The following is a 19599-nucleotide window of genomic DNA, read 5'->3' as shown; positions in this document are numbered from 1 at the left end:
AACTTATGAAAATCTATCAAGCAAACATTGTTCCATTAAACGCCGATATTATTGGTTCAGCTGCCCATGGTTCCGCACTATTCGTCGTCAACGGCGACCAACTCGTCGTTACGATTGAAATGTTCGATACGCCAGCTAATCAGCAACACTGGGAACATTTCCACGGCTTCCCAGATGGTCAAACGGCGCAGATTGCAACGGCCGCGCAAGACGTTAACCACGACGGCTTCGTTGACTTACCAGAAACCGAAGCCGTTTCCGGGACAACCATGGTCCCATTCAACGACACGCCGGAGACCATGGACATCCCCAACGACGCCTACCCGGTTGCCGATGCCAACGGTTACTTTGCCTACACCAAGATCGTGCCATTAAAACAACTGGACGCTGAATTTAAGAACGCTTTTCATGATAGTGACCTTGAACTTGATAAGCGGGTTATCTACATTCACGGCGTTGCGAATAGTTTAGACTTACCCGCGACGGTGGCTGGCGAAGTCGCAAACTACGACGCGCACGTCACCCTGCCGATTGCGGTCGGTAAAATTAACGCGATTACATTAGACTAAATATAAGGAGTGACTTTCCAATGCCATTAATGAAAATTGATATGCTGACGGGTCGTTCAGAAGACCAGATCAAACAAATTTTAGATATCTCTTACCAAGTAATGTTAAAAGCGTTTGATGCGCCCGTTGGTGACCGGTACCAGATTGTCACGCAACACGCACCCTATGAGATGCAAATTTTAGATACGGGTTTAAACATTCCGCGGACGGATCAAGTCCTCATCTTTAGCCTCGTCACTAGGCCCCGAACTGAAGCACAAAAGGAAGCCTTCTATCACGATTTAGTCACTGCACTACATGATCAGTTAGGCCTTGCGCCAACTGACGTGATGATCAATTTAAGTGTTAATACGGATGCCGACTGGAGTTTTGGCAACGGCGAAGCCCAATTCTTAACTGGTAAACTCTAAAAATAATCACCGACCCTCGCTGAGTGCTCTTATGGCTCAGTGGGGGTTTTATTGAACTAGCCCAATTCCATTCCTTTTCTGCTGATAACTATGATACGATTAACTCATAAGATATAAAGCGCTTTCGAAAATTTTATCAGACCCTGTTTGTTTTGAAAGGAGCACCCTACTATGCAGACCACCGGCACACAAGCAATCAGTCCTCACCTTACAATCGACTGGGACCAGCAAACTTTTACCGTCAATAACGGGACTCATCTAAAGACTTATCAATTTGTGCAACTGAAAGACAGCCACGTGATTCAGGTTAGGGATACTAAGCAAAAACAGAATTTACTGACGCGTACCCTCGTTGGCAGCTTCATTGCTGGTTCTGTGGGTGCGTTGGCGGGCGCATTAGGCGCGGACCAGCAATACACGGTCTGTCGTGAATTGACGCTTCACCTGACACTGACTAACGACAAAACTTACGATTTCAAATTGATTATGGCACCTACTAAGACCAGCACGACTGCGTACCGGAAAAAGATCATCGCTACCCGCGATATGTCGCAGGCATTCCAACGGATTGTTGACCTTAATCGTGCGTAAAATGATGACTGTTCAGAAAAGATTTTACCAAAATAATGATTAACCGTTCTTGCCAACTGACAAGAACGGTTTTTTTGAAAATAAAATTTTCCCTTACAAAACTATACAGTGTGCTGTATAGTTTATTGGTGAGGTGATTAGATGAATGAAGATGAAATGATTGCACGGCAACTGTTACAGTTAGCCCGCAGAATCAAACAGCGGCGGAATCTCCATATTCAAGATTTGAATTTAACAACGGTCCAGGGCGATGCCTTGAAATACTTTTTTGATCACCCTAATCAGACCATTGCAATGTTTAAGGATTATCAAGGGATTACCCATCAAACCGCGCGGGTAATCGTCCAACATTTAGTACATTTAAGAATCGTCACTTTGGCACCCAACCCTAAAGATGGCCGGTCAAAACTAGTCGTGTTAACACCGCTAGGATTTGCCAAGTACGATCAGTTAGACAAACACGGATGGCAAACTAGTGAAGAACTCTTTGCTGGGTTTACACCAGAAGAACAGCGGCAATTCTTAGCATTAGCGCGGCGTGCCAATGCTAATTTGGAAAGGAAATGACCTGCGTGAAAACACGCTTATATACCAAAGATGTGACATTAGTTTTAGTAGCAAGTTTCTTTTATTTAATGAGTCCCATGTTAATTAATCCAGTTATTGCTGGCTTTGCGGCAAACGCTGGGGCTAGCAGTATTTTAGCGGGCGTGATTGCTGGTGCCATGAACTTAACAGCACTGGTATTACGACCGTTAGCTGGTAACTTAACCGATCGCGTTTCGAAGTATAAATTGACTCTAGCTGGTGGACTGTTCATTTTATTAGCAAGTTTAGGCTATACTTTTACAACTAACGTGGCGTTAATCATAATTTTTCGGATTATTAATGGGATTGGCTACACGCTGTGCTCAGTCTGCATGGCGACCTGGATGGCAGCCTTATTGCCAGCGGATCGGATTGGTTCCGGAATGGGCATTTACGGCTTAGCCAGTGCCCTAGGAATGGCAGTTGGCCCAGCAGTTAGTGTCTATTTATATCAACACTATAGTTATCAAAGCGTCTTTTGGGTCGCGTCAGCGTTTAGTATCTTACTGTTAATTGTGATTCAATTCGTTGGCAACCGTGGTGTTCCTAGTCCCACGCAACAAACAGACGCGACAACGCCAAAGAAATTTCAGTTTGTCCAGCCGAAAGTCGTCCCTCTGGCGTCAATTTTACTGTTAATCTCGTTACCATATTTCGCTACGGAAACGTATATTGTGAGTTACATTGCACACCGCCACTTTTCAGTGCCAGCAGGTGCTTTCTTCCCGGCTTATGCCATTATTTTGCTAATTATGCGGCTGGTGCTACGCGATGCGTTTGATAAGGTCCCGTTTAAAAAATTCTTCTGGTTGGGATTAGGGTTTAACCTGTTAGGACTGATTGGCCTAACTGATTTAAGTAATTGGTTCATGTTATTTTTGGGGGCGTTTGGATTTGCGGCTGGCTATGGTTTGATGTTTTCAATTTGCCAAGCCAAGGCGTTAACACTGGTTCCAATGTCAGACCGTGGTTTAGCGAACAGTACATTCTACATTGGTGTGGATCTAGGCATGTCAGGCGGACCAATGTTAGCGGGACTGATCACGGCCTTCTTACCGTGGGCATGGCTCTACCCAGTCATGGCACTGACATTACCGTTGGCAGTTATCGTTTACCTCGCCAATCGCCGGTTATTAGCCTAATTAGGAAAAGATAATATTTCTCACGGAAATAGACCCTTTCAAGATTTTATTGAAAGGGTCTTTTTTACATGAATATCCGTACCCGGATCGTTTTAATTAAAAAGTCAGTTCAATTAGCATACCTTTTGATGATTAACAAAACACCGTCTAAATTGAATTTCTAAACAATAAAGTTCGTCTCACGCTTCTCATCTTTAGGTTTCTTTGGATATTCCAAAAAGAGTCGCTTTATATTTACGAGAAAAGCATTCAAAATTATACTTTACATCATCAAACCAGACCGTTGCCGGTATTCAAATCGTCAGTGTCACTCCTATAGATACGGTGTCGATAGAAGCCATCTTGCCAAGTCCCCCACTCCGTTTATGAAAGTGGTGAGTGTTGTGCGTAAAGCATTCCAACTATTTAAGGACTACCTGTCATGTCTACCGATTTTTATCATCAGTTTTTATTTCGTCACGGCACAACCTGATGGTCACTTTAGCTTAACTTGGAACCCGCTTAATTTACTACTTGTTTCCTCCTATCTTTTAACCTATCCCCTAGCTTTACGGTGGCTACCTTTCTTTCACAACAAGTCCCTTTATATGCAGTCCTACGTGACTTTAGGCATCAGCCATTACCCACATCATGCCATACTGTACGACAAGCTAAAACTTCGCGATGATATCGTCAATGTAATGGCTATTTGGGCCCTACATGGAATTGTGTTTCTGTTTTCCATTCCAGTGGTTGTTTTCATAGGTTGTTTTCGGATTATAAAGATTCTGATACATCACGGATAACTAATTTTGGCGCACAAAAAAGTCGTTATATCGATGATATAACGACTTTTTCAAGGTACTTAGAGCTTTCTGAAAACCTCTTAGTACCGGCGATCGGGGTCGAACCATCCACTGTATCCATTGGGGCCCAACGCATGTGGCGGGCAATTTTTAAATGTGCACCAAATGTGCACCAACTTTTCCCGGGTAGTTTTTATACATAAATGTTTTTTATTTCAGGGGGCTTGAGCGGGCTCGGAGAGCTCAAGCCCCCCCTTGCACCTGTCGCTAATCATTCTTCAGCAAGTAAACGAAAATCAAGATTAAGATGATATATTGCATGAGAAAAACACCTCCTTCCAGGTAGCCCCCACACCGCTTGCGGTGTATTATGGGGCGGACTGAAGGTGGTGTTTTTCGCTACGCCACAACTGACAGCGACAGGTGCAAAGAACTTGCGTCTGCTTTACAGCCTAGTTCCACATCCTACTGACTCGGATAAAGTTAGTTCAGAAGGGATGCACTTTTTTATTCTGATTAAGTATAACAATCTTTACTAAATCTCCTAATTGTAGTAAGATACACGCATTAAGATGATATATTGCATAAGGAAAAGGACTCCCTTCAAAATTTTATTGACGGGAGTCCTTTTCTGATTTTTAAAACTGGTTTTGACTTTAGGGGGGGCTTGAGCGGGCTCGGAGAGCTCAAGCCCCCCCTTGCACCTGTCGCTAATCGTTCTTCAGCAAGTAAACGAAAATCAAGATTAAGATGATATATTGCATGAGAAAAACACCTCCTTCCAGGTAGCCCCCACACCGCTTGCGGTGTATTATGGGGCGGACTGAAGGTGGTGTTTTTCGCTACGCCACAACTGACAGCGACAGGTGCAAAGAACTTGCGTCTGCTTTACAGCCTAGTTCCACATCCTACTGACTCGGATAAAGTTAGTTCAGAAGGGATGCAACAAAATAAAAACGGCCTAACACCAGTCATATCACCAGTGCTAGGCCATTTTTCAGTGCTGTCAGGCGTGTTTTGAGCCATCGTTCAGGGATGAACCCGTAGAAGTACCCGAACTAGTTCCTGAAATTGACGTACTTTTTTCATCATCCACTGCTTCATTCGCAATTTTTGTGATTTGTTTCGCTTCATCATCCGTTGATGGTAAATTTACAAATTGCACGTTGGTAACCACCCCTAACATCCCTAGCATGGTTAAAATAATATCAATCAGTAAAATAATTGTTCCCCAATCACCCATAAACTTGATATGGAAAATAGAAAGCAGTAATTGAATAGCAATAATTGCCAGTGAAATAAATGCTGCAAGTAATTTGCCATTTAAGGTGCCATCTGGATTTTTTAAAGTACTCTTTTTCATAATTGTGAATCTCCCTTTTTAAATAACGTTTTAATATCTTCGTCATGTCTGATCAACCGTGCTTCATGGTCTCGCAACATATCTGAATGCTGTTTTAGTAACTCATCAGTAATTTTTGCTGTCTTTTCACGGTCCACGTTCATGTCACTAATTTTAGAGGACAAAATACTGATTTGCGCATTTAGCGGTGAAACAATAATTGTCTTGATTAGCCATGAAAGTGCAGCAATAAACATTCCGATAATTGAAAACAGAGTCAGCCATTCAGTAAATGAGTAACCCATGATGTAATGCGGCGGTACTAAATATTGATGTGTCATCATTCCAATTACAGCCATTTCAAACTTTGAAAGCACATTACCGCACCACCAATCGTTGACCAGGTAAAATTACCGTAGTCGTTCGAATGCCATTTAATGAAGTTAACTTATTAACAGTGGCTCCGTATTGCCGTGCGATGACCCACAAGCTGTCACCCGACTTAACTTTATAGTACGTATGGCTAACCTTTTTACCTGATACTCGCTTGCCATACGATTCACCACCGTTGCGACCCAACTTAATAAATCCGTTACGCCCATTCGCACGCAAATAACGGGCCCACACACGATCAGGTTTAATGATCACTCGATTATATGATACTGACTCACCTTTATAGTAAGTAGCCACTTTGGTTGCTTTTTTATTAGTGCTGGTCCACACCGCTAGCTTGCGATTAGGATAAAAATTACCGCGCTGTGAATACACTTGCGTGGCAATTTTTTTAGTCTTAGTCTTTGATACTAGCCGTTTAGATTTGTTTGCAACCTTATTCTGATGCTTTACCGCCGTCTTATCGGTTGGCTTTACCTTTGATTTTTGACCGGCAGTGTAGTAGTGATCATACAGCTGACTTACATCAAATCCACCATAACTAATCCGGAAATGTGCAGTTGATGACCATTGCCATCCGTGATTGCTTGTATACCATGACTTTCCAGCCACTGTGTAAGGATATGCAGCAATCCACCCTTGTCCCTTTTTGATGGTAACTTTAGTGTTTACCCAGGATCCCGAAGTATAGATATCTGGTCGGTAACCGAACTTTTTAATTTCTTTCATAAAAGCTTTGTTGTTTGCAGTATTCGTAGCTTTAGACAGATTATTCTGTTGCTGAGCTTCAACGTCAGTTGCCAGGACTGCGCCTACTGGTAATCCCGCTGAATTAGCAGTCCGACCAGCAAAGTCCGCCTCAGCGATTGCCTGAGCCTTTGTTTGATAGCGGGCAAAATGATAACCATTTACATATAGACCAGCAGACTGTACGTTCTTGATATTACTTGCAGCATAACCGTCTTTAAAATACGCACCTTCACTAATTTTCACAGTCACAGCTTTCACACCAAACTCATTACGCATTGAGGTATACTCTGCTGCTGACATATATCCGTTGTTATTGCTAACGTCCACCATATCCATTTTAGCTGCATTGGATTGAGTGCTTGCCGAAAAAATGCCAAATAAAATAGCCCCCGCAATTAATGCAGGCGCCTTAAGCTTATTGCTATTCAATTAGATTCCTCCTACTCTAAACTGCTATTGATTTGAAACTGAAGTGTACCGTCGCTAGGGTAAATTGAAACTCCGTTTGAGTCGGTAACCCAAACTTCAAGTTGATACTTACCAACAGTCAATTTAGTCATCAAATCAGCATCAAACTTTAATTTAACCACCCCGGTTTCTGGATCATCCAACGTGGTTAAATCGATTTCTTTATCGCTTACCTTTCCCAAATCACTTCCAATTTTGATATTAATACCTGTGACATCACTCAAGTCAGTCGGAACATTGTCATCCCCGCAAACAAGGTCAAAAGCCGTGGTAGTGTCGCCGTGCTTGACTGATTGAGATGATTCATCTGAAAAGCTTAATGTTTTGGCCACTACTTAGCCCCCTTGGTATTTGCCTTAAGCTGACTATTTTCAGTTCGTAACTGTTCATTTTGAACTTGAAGAACTGCAACCTGAGCTTCATATTCAGCCACCTTTTTAGCAAAGTTCACTTTAAACCGGTTAATCAAAGCTTCAGCATCAATCTTAACGTCATCCATAATCAATCCTCCTTTGCCGCTGCGACTTCTGTACTACTATCACTGGTATCTGTTGTGGCTAAATATGGCGAAATATCAGCAGTTAGTGCTTTCATACAAGCAATGTATAATCCTGCATTAGGGTCTTCAAGTGTCCCTTTCTTCATAGCATCAAGGTACGGACCATTAGCCAGTACGACATATCCATCTAGATTGTCACCGGAAACTGGGAAAGCAAAGGTATAGTAAATGCTTGTCCCATCACCATTCCTATTTTTTTCTACCCGTGTGATTTGCAAATTATCAGCCATTAGTATTTTCCTCCATAATTTCAAGTTTTCTCAATCTAATTTGAAGCTGCTCATTTTCTCTTTGCAATGCTTTAATTGCCGACCACCCATAAAAAAGAGATCTAGTGGTATCAATACCAGCGCCATCAAAGGATGTAATTTCTTGCCGCGTGTAGTAATCCTTCTTCCCATTCACATCATCAAGGATAGGCCCCATATGTTGTCCATTTGTGTTATCTTCACCCTTATATTTGTAAGTAGCCAAGTCAGTATTTGCAACAACACTACCTTTATCGGAATACGGAATAACTTCCTTCTTTAATGAAGCAAGGCTAGGAGTATCCAAGCCAGCCGCTTTAATTCTGATAAAGTTACCTGTGTTACCGTAACCTCCCTGAAATCCAATAACCGAGCTATCAACTGAATTAATAGTATGCGGTGATTGTCCAATTCTAATCTGGTTAAATTGGCCCCAGGTTGTATCCGCGTTGACGCCACCTTTGACCTCAATCCCTTGGTCCTTAATGTGAATGCCATTGGTATTAATCACTACCAAGTCATTCAGGCTTTTAGTTGAGAGTGAAATTAAATCAGCGTCCATGTAAGTTCGGTTACCCGTATCACTTGTAAACTTCAGATAGGAAGCCGCTAGGGTACTTTGAACGTTACCAACGTTTTGGGTCGCACCATCAATGGTTCTTGAACCGTTTGAAGCTGCAACGATGTAGCCACTGCCAATTTTTAAAGTTCCTGTGTTCAGTTTCCAAGCGTGATAGTGATTTCCAATGTCTTGGTCAATACCATCATAAGTAGTCGTTAAGGTTCCGTTGGTGTCTAAAATTACTTGACCAGCCGATAGGATATTACCAGTGTCAGCAGTGTAACCTTGGTATTTATCGGTATGAGTTAGCATTGGTTGACTAAATGCGCCGTGCCCTTGACCATTGTATAGCCAATATTGTAAGCCAACAGAGACTGCACCATCTGGCGGAATTACTTTTTCAACCGTAAATAGTTGCCAATCATGAAAGTTTCCATCAGGATAGTAGTCTTTTACTCCAAAACCCGATAATCGGTTGCCGTTCGCATCGTAAAAGGCAAGAGTCAGTTCATAAATGGCTCCAACTTGCGAACCCCAGTCAATAAACCAAGCTGAAGCACTATACGCAAGCATATTGCTTTTAACGAACGGAACTTTCTTTGTTTCGCCAAAAAGGTTCCACGTTCCACCAGGATTCTTATTGACAGCAATTCCCAAGGTCCCGGCATGAGCAGATTGGCTGGTTATATAGCCACCGTTGTTAATACTCCACCCTGCACCGTTTGCTAGTAATTCAGAATTATAAACAAAGTTTTTGTTTCCGATTAGTGAAAGTGAAGTGGCGGTGATATTTCCCTTGTCGTCTGTGGTAAAAGTTCCGTTGGGATTACTGAAAGTTCTTGCAACGATATCGACGCCTTCCAGCGTCCCCGTGGTAACTTTTCCAATATTTGCAGATAATGCAGATAGGGACCCAACATCGATATGACTGGCGCCTATTTTTCCTGTGGTAATGTTTGACGCGTTCAAATTTTTAACAGTAATCACATTTGCATCAATTGTTCCAGCAGTTAGTTTGTTGGCACTAACTTCGCTAATTTTAGCCGTGTTAATTGACGCGTCTTTAATTTGAGCGTTGCCGATAACGGCGTTACTCAAAACCGTTTCAGCGGGCGTATACATAACTTCTTTAGACGAATTAGACAAAATGAAATTTTTAATTGTGACCTTACCGACGCTTATCGACTGATTTACGTGTAAATGGACGTTGGTGGCCTCGTTTTGAATCGGGTACCAATAAATAAGGCCAGCAAAATGTCCAGAAAGTTGATTGGTTACTGTTATATCAATTCCATTACGGTTTGAATCGGCAAATATGTCATGCCAAATTCCCACCCCATTAACGTTTTGAACTTGGTTAAGTCTCCATGCTCCCGCTTTTTCAACCATCCAATCGAAGCTAACCCAAACAGGGTCACTAACTTTTAAAGCGTCATCGTCTAACCATATATCTGTATTATTACCTGTATCGACAAAACCCGGACCAGTCATCAACGCTAAATTTCGATTACTGATTTTTAATTTGTCATACGCATCACTTGCATCTTTACCAGCTTGAACTGCATTTTTTGCGTCGATGCTAGCCTGACTACCAGCAACAGCAGCTTGTGACGATACAATATCAGCATTTGACGCAACCTGACTAGCAACTGCGACGTCAGACTTTGTGTTTGCTATGTCGGTGTCATAACTTGCTTGAAGTTTATTTTCCATTAGAGCCATTTGATTATTAAAGTCAGATAAGGCCGCAGCGTACTTGTCACGATCAATATCACTTGCCTTGTCACCAGTACCGATAACCGTCCCCATGAAGGTGTTCAAGGTGGCATAAGAAGATTCTAGCTCCTTAGTATCAATACCAGCATCCTTTGCACGGGCTAAAAGGACGTTGTAGCGCGACGTTTCCCCAGCAAATCGTGCCGTGGTACCCTGCTTCTCGATCACTGACATCATATTAGGATCATACAAGTTTTTCACATCTTGATCAGTAGACTTGGCCTGATCTGTAACTGCGTTAATCCTAATTCCATCATCCGATAAAGTGACTTGAACCGGATTTGATTCTGTCATTTAATCACACCTTTTTTCTATTCTTCATCTGTCTCGATAACTCCCGTATTGATTTCAGTTGCTGCGGGACGCACTTTAATCGGAATTGTGAATACTCGTTCCGTTTCTGTTCCTGCAGCATTCGTACAATTGAAGGTCACCAAAAGCTTCCTATTCCCTTGGGCATCATAAAGTACATTACAAGTTTCTGGTTCTTGGGCGTCATCAGTCATTTTCAAATCCATATCAAGCAGGTAATTCATTGCGAACTCCTGGCCTTTATGAACCACATTGATACCGTAAACCATACGTGAATCATGCATATCCACGTTACCGGACTGCCAGTAAACGTATGGAAAATCCAATACCTGGGATTGATAGGTCTGTTTCCCTTTTCCAATTTCAAAACCATAATTAGTAATATTGAACGAGTACAAGACATCATAATTGCCAGATTGAATGGCTGCCAGCTTCAAAATATCTTGGTGACCATCTGGATAACCACATAATACGTAGCCGTGCTTGATGTCAGCATTCACAAAACACTTTTTCCCGGTGTCATAGTATTTAGACACTCTGCTATCGCTTGGCGTAATCGTTGCGTCAGCTACATAAGGAAAGCGACTGATAGCATAGCTTTCACTGCTCATATCAACGCACGTAGATGCCCAAATATAGGTACCGCTACTTGTTTCTTCAATGGAGAAACTTGCACCGTGGCCACCATTTGTAATTTTCATCATGCTTACGGTCGAAAAGTCCGCATTATGAAGGACGTACAAAGTATCCTTAGTCGTTTTCTTATTAACGGCACGCGAAGTAATATATTGCCCATTGCTCAGCCTGCACATATATTGGGCAGCGTTCGTGGTACCAACCGTCGTATTTATTGGGTTAAAATCACCCAAGTGAGTAATTTCAGTTGTATCCAAGCTGACCTCTGGTGAATCCTGGATATATCCCGTTTCGATAGTCCCGTGTAACGTACCCACAGCGGACCGCGGTGCGTTAATCAAATACCCGGTTGCTTTATATCCAGGATCAACAGTGCCATCTGTATTGTACCGACGCCAGATAAATCCTTTGTTATCAATATATGAGCTGATATTGGTCCCAGATTCCCAAGCGCCTAAAATAACCCGCTTAGTTTGGCCCGCATCATTAAAGTTCACGCCATCAGGAGTAGACGCAACCGGGCGAACTGAACTGGCATCAGTACGTGCTTTCTCTAGCGCTGACAGCAAAGCATTTTGATATCCCGTTAACCAAGCTGGCGTACTAGCAATAACAGTCACATATTCACCAAAACCGACAGTATTCCCATCAGGATTGGCAAAACTTATTGTCCGCTGAATGGCCCGGCCCTGTGCGTCTAGAACCGGCTTAATCAATTCGTCTTTAAAACGAATTGTGGCACCTAGAGGCGGGTTAAAATCAGGCGTAACCGCAACTTCGTAGTAGCTCCGCGGATGATTGTAAAGCTTCATAATCTCCTGGGCCCAGGCCTTCAAACCAGCCGGATGCTCAATTGAATTGGCGGTAATTACGCCTTCATAATACATTCCCAGTTGCCAGTCAGGATTATATTCACGGTTAGCATCTTCATCAACAATGTATGCTTTTCCGCCATTAGCCTTCGCAATCGTGCTGCCGTTGTGACCATACGGAATTATCTTAGTAATGGGATTAAAGACCGTTGTCCGCTTGATGCTAGTCATATTTCGGCCAAAAATTGCTTCGTTATAAACAACGTTCACATTTAACTGATCAACCACTTCACATGTTTTACTAAGAATATTTCCCTGACTATCAATTTCAACGTACGCATCAATCTCAACGTTGTAAGTTTGAAGCAGCGTTTGCAGTAACGTGCTGGCCTTGCTCTTTCCGTCAATGCTAAAAGAACTAACCATAGTGTTATTAGTATTAAACTTGAGCGTCCAGCCCGTGCTACTGAACACTTCTTTGAACGCATCCTGAATGCTCGTGCTAGTCGTCGGCATGGCTATCGGGTAATGATGCGCCAAAGTGTACAGCATTAGGTTAGTTAGATTTAGCGTGGTGATGTGCCTTACAGCTCCTGTATTCGCTTCATCAGTACTGTAAATTCGCATCACGTACCAGTGACCGGCCACAGCGTCATAGTAGGCTAAGTTATTGCCAGCAATTGCTTTATCACTGTCAGGCTGGCCCTGCAGGACGTCCGCGGAGCCACTGTGATCAAACTTCTTTGATTGCGCATTAAGATTAATGGTCCCGCTAAAATTATCTTGAGTCCCCACGTTAACATCATCATCATAGCTAGTGCTGGTGTTATCACTATCCGCTAGTTGAATTTTGATACTATCATTTGAGAACTGCGTGGCACCATCGATAGTCAGTGTTCCGACGCGTTTCAAATTTTTATCAAGAATCAAATACTGATTCGTCAATGACAATTGTCATCCCCCTTTCTATGTAAAAAAGAGGCTACCCGCTAAGGTACCCTCTAAGCTAGATCATAATATCCGTGGCAAATATTTGAGTGTGATTTGAGCATCGCTTAAGTCGCCAACCATCGTTAAATTATTCACGCCAGGTCGTAATTTAGGATAGTCAGTACTCCATACTGGTGAGACTAGTCGGCCGTTAACAGTGGTTGAGTCCGTTTCACAATCCATCACGATTTCTTCACCCGCGTTTGCAATGAATGTCGGCTGGGAGGCTGCTGGCTCGGTATGTTGCCAAATTTGGATACCAGTCACCGTCATGTATGGATCCTTATACTTAATTTTGCTAATGTCTTCAGTAATTGGTCGTTTTAAAAACACGGCGCCGACGCCGCCAAGCGCCGTCGTGTACTTGCCCGCCGTGTCTACATACTTTCCCTTTACAACTAAATGATGGACTGCATCCTTGTATGGTTGTCCCGTTTTAGTGTTGTACTGCGTTAAGGACCATGTAAAAACATTGCCTTTTTTAGTAATATCCAAAACAATCCAAGCGGAGGTTAAGGCTGATTTTTCCTCTTTATTGACGACATTTACATATTGTTTCTTCTTTTCTTTAATAGTTTTCTTAACGACTTTACCCTTTTTATTCTTTGATTTTTTTACAACGGTTTTAGTTTTAGTCCCAGTTTTCACCTTGAACTTTTGTGGCGTAGGGTGGTTAAACGAACCGGTGGGGCCATAGTCATGATAAAGATTATGATGAGTCCCATCACCCTTGGCTAACTTACTACCAGGTTCACACAACTGTAAACGTAGCAGCGGGCGCGCACCTTTACTAATATCCACGAACCCAAATCGCAAAATAGTATCACCGTTGGCATCTAGCAGTAAAATTTCACAACGCCCCATTGCGCGGCCATTATGCGTACCAGAATACTTAATATGGTGTAACCCGGCACGCACCCGCCAGTCAGTTAACGCATTCGTAAGCCCGGTATACCGATAAGCCGGGCCATACGAGGTATCCCCAAGCTTGGTCGGCATCTTGCCAAAATCTTTGACCATCATAGCAGTGCTCTTACTACTAATCTCACAGCTACCTTGATAGACATTACTACCGCTGGTTTGCATCCCAGAAACAGCTGTTGAATCATTTGTCCACATCGCCATTGTTGCGATTGGATCGTCAACAACTCTGACATCCGGTTGCACGGCATCAGCTTGGTCCTCATCCGTTTCCGGTCCTAACCCAAATATTCCACCATTCAGGGAAAAACCGATATACTTAAGATCACGTTTTGCGACTGCTTGGATGACTGGCTCTGTTCTGGCCGTTCCACCAACGGTAATCGTGTTCAAGCCTTCTTTAAGTGGCGTTTCAACTTGCGGTTTAGTTGCCCGCGGGTCTGATTGAACAAAAGTAATTGTTAACGTTGCGTCAAACATCCCAGTATTAATCGGGGCGGGGTCGCTGATTGCTGTAATATGGCCCCAGTACGTAACATCTGGTTCAAAACCAAACACTAATGGGTATTCTTCGCCATTCTTATCTGGATCGTCACTCAGCAATAATCCGGCCAGATTATGCATCACCTGGTTAAAAAGTCTTTGATTATCGGCACAATAGACGGTAACCGGAATATTGATTGTCCGTCCTGTGTAGTCCGTCCCCAGAAACTGTGTCCCATACTTTGCCGGAATGTCGGTTGTTTGCTCTGCCATTGCGGGTGCACTCGGAAGAATTACATTCCCCATCTCTACCTGCAATGTTTCGCGGCTATTCAATCCCGCATACTCAAAATCATCGTATTCTAGTGTCACGATATTGCCTCCTTATTAAAATCAACCTATGTAAAAGGCGCCCCTAGTTAAGAGACGCCTATTTTTCGCTTAGTAACCCATCATCTGGCTGTATTGTGCTTTAGCTAAATTGTCTGCTTTAACAGCATTCACAACATCACTTTTTGCTACAATTGCGTTGACATTACCCTGACCAGCCAACAATGCAGTTACTAATTTAATCAATTTATCCAACTTGCCGTCATTGCCACCAACACCAGCAACCTGGTCTTCATCCCGATTGCCGTTAACGATTGAGCTAGCCTGTTTAATCAATTGGTTAGCTCGAGTCTTTAGCGTGAGTGGAATCACCATTTCTTGCCGGTTCTTTTCAGCAACTTCAATTAATTGATTGGTGCTAACAAGACCGCCGTTCGCAAAGCGCTTGTGCCCTCGAGGACCACTATGCAACCAATCAAATTTGGGAGTATGCCAAATAACAGTATTCCCTGCTGCATGGAGGTAATCCGAATTATTCAAGTAAGCAGTCACTTGATCATAGCTTGAGCGCCAATTGTGGCGTTTGGGCGCTTCAAAGGCTTTAAAAGTCGGATATGTGAATTGTAATGGACCAGCTGCACCATTGCCAGCCTCAGAATTAGAATCCTTAATAGTTTGCGCGATATTACGATTTCCAGTTTCAGAATTGGCAACACCGATAATATCATGTTGCATTTTTGACCAGTAGGAACGAGGAATTTTCATTTCTTTAAGTGCCCGATTAATCATGCTGTGGGTGATTGCGCCACCTTCAATCGAGCCATTACCATCGTCGCCAAACATGTCAGCAAGTTTACTGATGAATGACCAGAAGCCAGTGCCAACTTGATTCTTGATTGTGCCTAACAAGCCTTTAGATTTCGGCTCTGATTTGCTTGAACTACCACCACCAGACGACAGTCCAGGAACACGTCCGTAGCCAGCAAATGAACCATAGCCACCGCCATGAACGCTGCTAATTCCCATACCATCCTTCTCGTTTTCAGCACTATAAAATTTTCCGTTACCTGTATAAACACCAACGTGTTCGCTACCGCCCGGGCCAAAGAATACCAAGTCACCAGGCTTCGGGTCAGAGACGTGCTTAGATGCCCGATATTGCTCACCAGAAGTACGTGGAAAACTGATACCCATCTTCTTTAGCGTGTACTCAACCAATCCGGAACAATCGAATGCACTAGGACCCGCAGCACCCCAAACATACTTATTGGTAGCGCCATACTTCTCCATTGCATTTACTAATCCTGAATCTGATCCAGTGCCTCCATCTAGTTTGCTTGATACAGCACCCCATAAAGTACTCCACCAAGTCTTGGCTTGCTTTGTCGTGTCCTTAAACAGGCCTTCCCCAATATCAGTCATAACACCCTTGGTCTTGCCATCAGTCCACTTAAACAGACCTTCTAACGACTTAACCGGGTGTGCAATGACATTTTCAGCGGTCTTGAAATACTTTTCCAGTCCCTTGACCTTGTTACCAACCCAGTCAACTGCACCGCCTACCGTTGAGGAAACACTGTGCATGATAGAACCAAAGAATCCGGTCCCGTTTGCGTACCTCGTCACACCTTGCATTGCCATAATGTTTTTTGCTTCTGAGGCGTTAAAAACTTCATCCCCAGCTTCCAACATCATCTCAGTGTTGACGCCTTGAACGACTCCGGCACGCCCATCATGCTTCATGACAATCTCTTTATTCCCAGTCTCTGGGGAATCGTGGCCATCATTTAAAACGGCTAGTGTCGGCTTTGTAATTGGCTTACGCATACCAGAAAAGAACCCAGTCCCGGTTGCCAGTTTAACGTGATTTAACGGCTTTATAGTTTGACTTTTACCACCAAACGTATGAATTACAGCATCGACTGCTTTAATACCGCCGTTGACAATATCGAGGGTTCCGTTCATTCCACCTTGCGCAGCTTGCTTTAATCCTTTCCACATATCCGAAAAGATACTTGAAACACCTTTGCCAAGGTTACGCCAGCCACCTTTGAACATCTTCTTAAAGTCATCGAGCCATTTGCCCATAGAAGTACCGAATACTTTGGTATGCTTCAGGTCTTTATTCCAATAGGAATGTAGGTTTGACCGCATGTCATCCCAATGTTTATCCCAGTTATGTGACCAGGACTTTTTAAATGAGCTAAAATGCGACCCCATCGATGAAAAGAAGTTCTTAGTGTTTTTGACTGAATCCTTCCAGCCAGTATGCAGTTTCTTAGTCATAGCGGACCAGTGCGAACTCCAACTCTTAGAAAATTTCTTTTTCCATGAGTTAAACGCATCAGACATCGTTGCAAACCACTTGCCAAACTTGGATTTACTAAAGGCTTTGCCAGCAGACTTGACCTGCTTATCCATCGCCTTTTTAAGTCCCATTTTCTTAACGTCTTTACTAAATCCCTTAACCCACTTTTGGACGTTCTTACCAGTCTTCGTATCTTTTAAGAACCAAGCCGACAAACCAGCGAACGGGCTAACAATACCAGCCAAGATTTCCTTTTTATGTTTAGAAACAAATTTACCAGCACCTTTACCCCACTTACTGATGGTTGAACCAACCTTTGATAACTTTTTACCAATTGTTTTTTCCCAATCATACTTGCCAGTAAATAGTTTGCTCATTGCATGGCCTACGCCAGTTACAGCATCCCGGAATGGCTTGAAATGCTTGTAAGCCTCATAAATCCCAGTACCCAGTACCGCTAATCCAGCAACAGCAAGCACAACCCAACCGAATGGGTTAACTGCTTCCATTGCCGTTTGAATGGTAAAGCTGGCTTTTTCAGCTAATGTTGCTCCCTTAGTAACTTCGGTAAATAGCTTCACATTTTTAATCATGGTAGACATGCCAGAAATTATTGCCTGTCCAGCCCATGTTGACTTCAAAACAGTACCAGCCTTCTGAACAGCACCAATAAACTTGATTACCTTGGTTGTTGCCCAAATTCCTGCCAGTACGCGACCAAAAGTTTGTAGTCCTGACTTTTTCTTTGAAAGGTTCTCCAATCCCTTGGTTAAGGCACTGACATGTTTACTACTGGTTCCCATCTTTGATAATGGTGAGACGATAACTGAAATACCACTTGCAATTCCTTTGAAAAACCCGGTTCCAATCGAACCAAGAATCTTAGTGGTTGACCATAAATCTTTAAAGAATCCAATAATAGCAGGTGCATGCTTGGCAATTGCTTTAGAAGTACTAGTAACACCCTTGGCCAAGTTCTCCATAAATTTATTCATGCTGCGCGGAATAGATTTAACATTCATGGCCTTTTCAAAGGCTGTCGAAATAGTTGAGAATCCCTTGGATGCAGATGTCCCAACCTTAGTAAATTCTTTCTCAGTTTTCTTATCGCTTACCCATTTAGATACTGATGTAAAAATCGGATTTTGTACCTTACTAAAAGGGGCCACCAAATCACCAGATAACTTTGAAAACTGGGATTTAATGGACCTTTCAGCACCAAAAGCCGTTGCCATCATATTCTCTGAAGCCTTTTTATATTTGTTACCAAGGCCATTCATGACGGCCTCTGCATCCTTTGCACTAATCTTCCCGGCACTCATCTGTTTACGAAGATCAGACATGTTAAGCTTAGTGTTATTCTGTGCTTTACGTTCATAGTCAAGTAGTCGCTCACCGAACATCGGCAGTTGATCACTAATCATATTAAAGTCGCCTAATTGCATACGCCCAGACGACATCATATGTGTAAAGTTAAGACCCAGTCTTTGAACTTGATCGCCAGACATCCCTAAAGTATCGGCCATTGTTAGCAAGGACTTAGTTAAATGCTCGGTAGGGGCCTTTTTATCCAGAACATGATAGAACTGTTGGTCTAATTCATTAACAAGATCGTTAGACTGCCCAAAGGCCGATGACATTTTATTAATCGATGTAACAAATCCAGTACCTTTTTTTGCACTTCCAGTTAATGTTGTCCATGTGGCATTCATTTTTTGAGTTTCTTTATTGAATTCCAACCCAGCATGAATGATTCCAGCGCCAGCTTCTTTAACCAGACTCATCGCACTGCCTGCAGCATTAGCTAAACTGTTGCCAATGGCACTTCCTAATGCGAAATGCTTAACGTTTTCAGTACTCTTACGTTCTTCACTGTTTAATAACCCGAGTTTATGACGTGCGCTATCCATCGCTTTAGCAAATGGACTGGCACTTGCCTTACGCATCGAGCCTTCAAGCGAGTTAGTCTCCCCTTTTAATTTAGCAAGTGCTGTGGCTGTCTCATTGACACGCAACTGCTGACGCTTATACGCTTCGCTAGACTTACCACTTGAACTAGCTAACTTTGACAGTTCTGACTCTTGAATCTTAAACTGCTTTGAAAGATTGCTAACAGAACCTTCATAGCCCTTTAACTTCTGTTTATTTGCTTCGGCAGTCTTGCCCTCCGCCATTAAACGGGTCACAAAAGATTCACTCAGTTTAGAGCTTTGCTGATAACTGTGCTGCAGTTCAGATAAACCGCTTGAATAGTATTTAAGGCTATTTTTGGCCTTATCCTGCTGCTGAGTATATGATGATAACTTACGCTCAGCGTTACTAATTTCAGTGCCCAGTTTGGCATTAGCTTCAATACCCTTTTGAGTAGTCAGGTCTAAATCTTTCTGCCGTGATTTAAGCTCATTGACCTTAGCCTTTTGAAGTTCTAATGCCTTGGAAAGGCCCTTAGCTTTGACGACAGCTGCTTCAGTATATTTACCCTGAGACTTTAACTGGGCTTCCTCAGCACGGTATTCAGCGGTAACTCCGCTAATAACACTCTTTAATTCTTTATAAGTATGGATAGCACCGACGCCATCCACTGAAATCTTGGTTTTAAGTTCGTTCTGAACAGTCGCCAATTT

At 42.8% G+C, this 19599-nt stretch carries 15 protein-coding genes; 5 read left to right on the top strand and 10 right to left on the bottom strand.

From position 1 onward, the window contains the following. The first annotated feature begins 5 nt into the window (after positions 1-5). The 5 genes from AAA939_RS06285 (at position 6) to AAA939_RS06265 (ending at position 3300) form a co-directional block, all read left to right on the top strand. Positions 6-569: a hypothetical protein gene (locus AAA939_RS06285; RefSeq protein WP_338209283.1), complete on the top strand. Its 564-nt coding sequence runs from the start codon at positions 6-8 to the stop codon at positions 567-569. A 20-nt stretch (positions 570-589) separates the two neighbouring features. Beyond that, positions 590-979, top strand: a complete 390-nt coding sequence (locus AAA939_RS06280) for a tautomerase family protein (protein ID WP_338209284.1) — start codon at positions 590-592, stop codon at positions 977-979. Positions 980-1150: 171 nt separating this feature from the next. After that, complete coding sequence (locus AAA939_RS06275; protein ID WP_338209286.1) at positions 1151-1570, top strand: hypothetical protein; 420 nt, start codon at positions 1151-1153, stop codon at positions 1568-1570. Positions 1571-1711: 141 nt separating this feature from the next. Continuing rightward, the gene (locus AAA939_RS06270; protein WP_338209287.1) at positions 1712-2137 is read left to right on the top strand and encodes a MarR family winged helix-turn-helix transcriptional regulator; all 426 of its coding nucleotides are present in this window, start codon (positions 1712-1714) and stop codon (positions 2135-2137) included. 5 nt (positions 2138-2142) lie between these two features. Next, positions 2143-3300, top strand: coding sequence for an MFS transporter (locus AAA939_RS06265; RefSeq protein ID WP_338209289.1), 1158 nt, complete (start codon positions 2143-2145; stop codon positions 3298-3300). Between the two features lie 1791 nt (positions 3301-5091). On the opposite strand, the gene AAA939_RS06260 is transcribed toward AAA939_RS06265, so the two are convergent. The 10 genes from AAA939_RS06260 to AAA939_RS06215 all read right to left on the bottom strand — a co-directional run bounded on the left by AAA939_RS06260 (position 5092) and on the right by AAA939_RS06215 (position 19596). Continuing rightward, positions 5092-5448 carry a holin gene (locus tag AAA939_RS06260; protein WP_338230631.1) on the bottom strand — a complete coding sequence of 119 codons (357 nt, stop codon included), beginning with the start codon at positions 5446-5448 and terminating at the stop codon, positions 5092-5094. Next, positions 5445-5804, bottom strand: coding sequence for a hypothetical protein (locus tag AAA939_RS06255; protein WP_338230629.1), 360 nt, complete (start codon positions 5802-5804; stop codon positions 5445-5447). The genes AAA939_RS06260 and AAA939_RS06255 overlap by 4 nt, the downstream gene beginning before the upstream one ends. A gap of 1 nt (position 5805) precedes the next feature. After that, positions 5806-6999, bottom strand: coding sequence for a GH25 family lysozyme (locus AAA939_RS06250; RefSeq protein ID WP_338230627.1), 1194 nt, complete (start codon positions 6997-6999; stop codon positions 5806-5808). An 11-nt stretch (positions 7000-7010) separates the two neighbouring features. Beyond that, positions 7011-7370 (bottom strand): hypothetical protein, encoded by a 360-nt coding sequence (locus tag AAA939_RS06245; protein ID WP_338230625.1) that lies wholly within the window; start codon positions 7368-7370, stop codon positions 7011-7013. Continuing rightward, positions 7370-7537, bottom strand: a complete 168-nt coding sequence (locus AAA939_RS06240) for a hypothetical protein (protein WP_338230623.1) — start codon at positions 7535-7537, stop codon at positions 7370-7372. The genes AAA939_RS06245 and AAA939_RS06240 overlap by 1 nt, the downstream gene beginning before the upstream one ends. Positions 7538-7539: 2 nt before the next feature. Then, entirely contained in the window at positions 7540-7827 is a 288-nt protein-coding gene (locus tag AAA939_RS06235) for a hypothetical protein (protein ID WP_338230621.1), read from the bottom strand. Beyond that, positions 7820-10477, bottom strand: coding sequence for a hypothetical protein (locus AAA939_RS06230; protein ID WP_338230618.1), 2658 nt, complete (start codon positions 10475-10477; stop codon positions 7820-7822). Before AAA939_RS06230 ends, AAA939_RS06235 begins: the two co-directional genes overlap by 8 nt. A gap of 17 nt (positions 10478-10494) precedes the next feature. Then, entirely contained in the window at positions 10495-12894 is a 2400-nt protein-coding gene (locus tag AAA939_RS06225) for a phage baseplate protein (RefSeq protein ID WP_338230616.1), read from the bottom strand. Positions 12895-12954: 60 nt separating this feature from the next. Then, complete coding sequence (locus AAA939_RS06220) at positions 12955-14709, bottom strand: distal tail protein Dit (RefSeq protein WP_338230614.1); 1755 nt, start codon at positions 14707-14709, stop codon at positions 12955-12957. A gap of 69 nt (positions 14710-14778) precedes the next feature. Further along, positions 14779-19596, bottom strand: coding sequence for an NlpC/P60 family protein (locus AAA939_RS06215; RefSeq protein WP_338230612.1), 4818 nt, complete (start codon positions 19594-19596; stop codon positions 14779-14781). Positions 19597-19599: the final 3 nt, after the last annotated feature.

Origin of the sequence: Lactiplantibacillus paraxiangfangensis, from assembly GCF_036246185.1 — a bacterium.
GTDB lineage: Bacteria > Bacillota > Bacilli > Lactobacillales > Lactobacillaceae > Lactiplantibacillus > Lactiplantibacillus paraxiangfangensis.
This window is presented reverse-complemented; position numbering and strand designations above follow the sequence as displayed.

Bases quoted from the DNA above. Each gene is read 5' to 3' on its own strand.
- AAA939_RS06285 (WP_338209283.1), top strand. From the start codon at position 6: ATGAAAATCTATCAAGCAAACATTGTTCCATTAAACGCCGATATTATT.
- AAA939_RS06280 (WP_338209284.1), top strand. From the start codon at position 590: ATGCCATTAATGAAAATTGATATGCTGACGGGTCGTTCAGAAGACCAG.
- AAA939_RS06275 (WP_338209286.1), top strand. From the start codon at position 1,151: ATGCAGACCACCGGCACACAAGCAATCAGTCCTCACCTTACAATCGAC.
- AAA939_RS06270 (WP_338209287.1), top strand. From the start codon at position 1,712: ATGAATGAAGATGAAATGATTGCACGGCAACTGTTACAGTTAGCCCGC.
- AAA939_RS06260 (WP_338230631.1), bottom strand. From the start codon at position 5,448: ATGAAAAAGAGTACTTTAAAAAATCCAGATGGCACCTTAAATGGCAAA.
- AAA939_RS06240 (WP_338230623.1), bottom strand. From the start codon at position 7,537: ATGGATGACGTTAAGATTGATGCTGAAGCTTTGATTAACCGGTTTAAA.
- AAA939_RS06235 (WP_338230621.1), bottom strand. From the start codon at position 7,827: ATGGCTGATAATTTGCAAATCACACGGGTAGAAAAAAATAGGAATGGT.
- AAA939_RS06230 (WP_338230618.1), bottom strand. From the start codon at position 10,477: ATGACAGAATCAAATCCGGTTCAAGTCACTTTATCGGATGATGGAATT.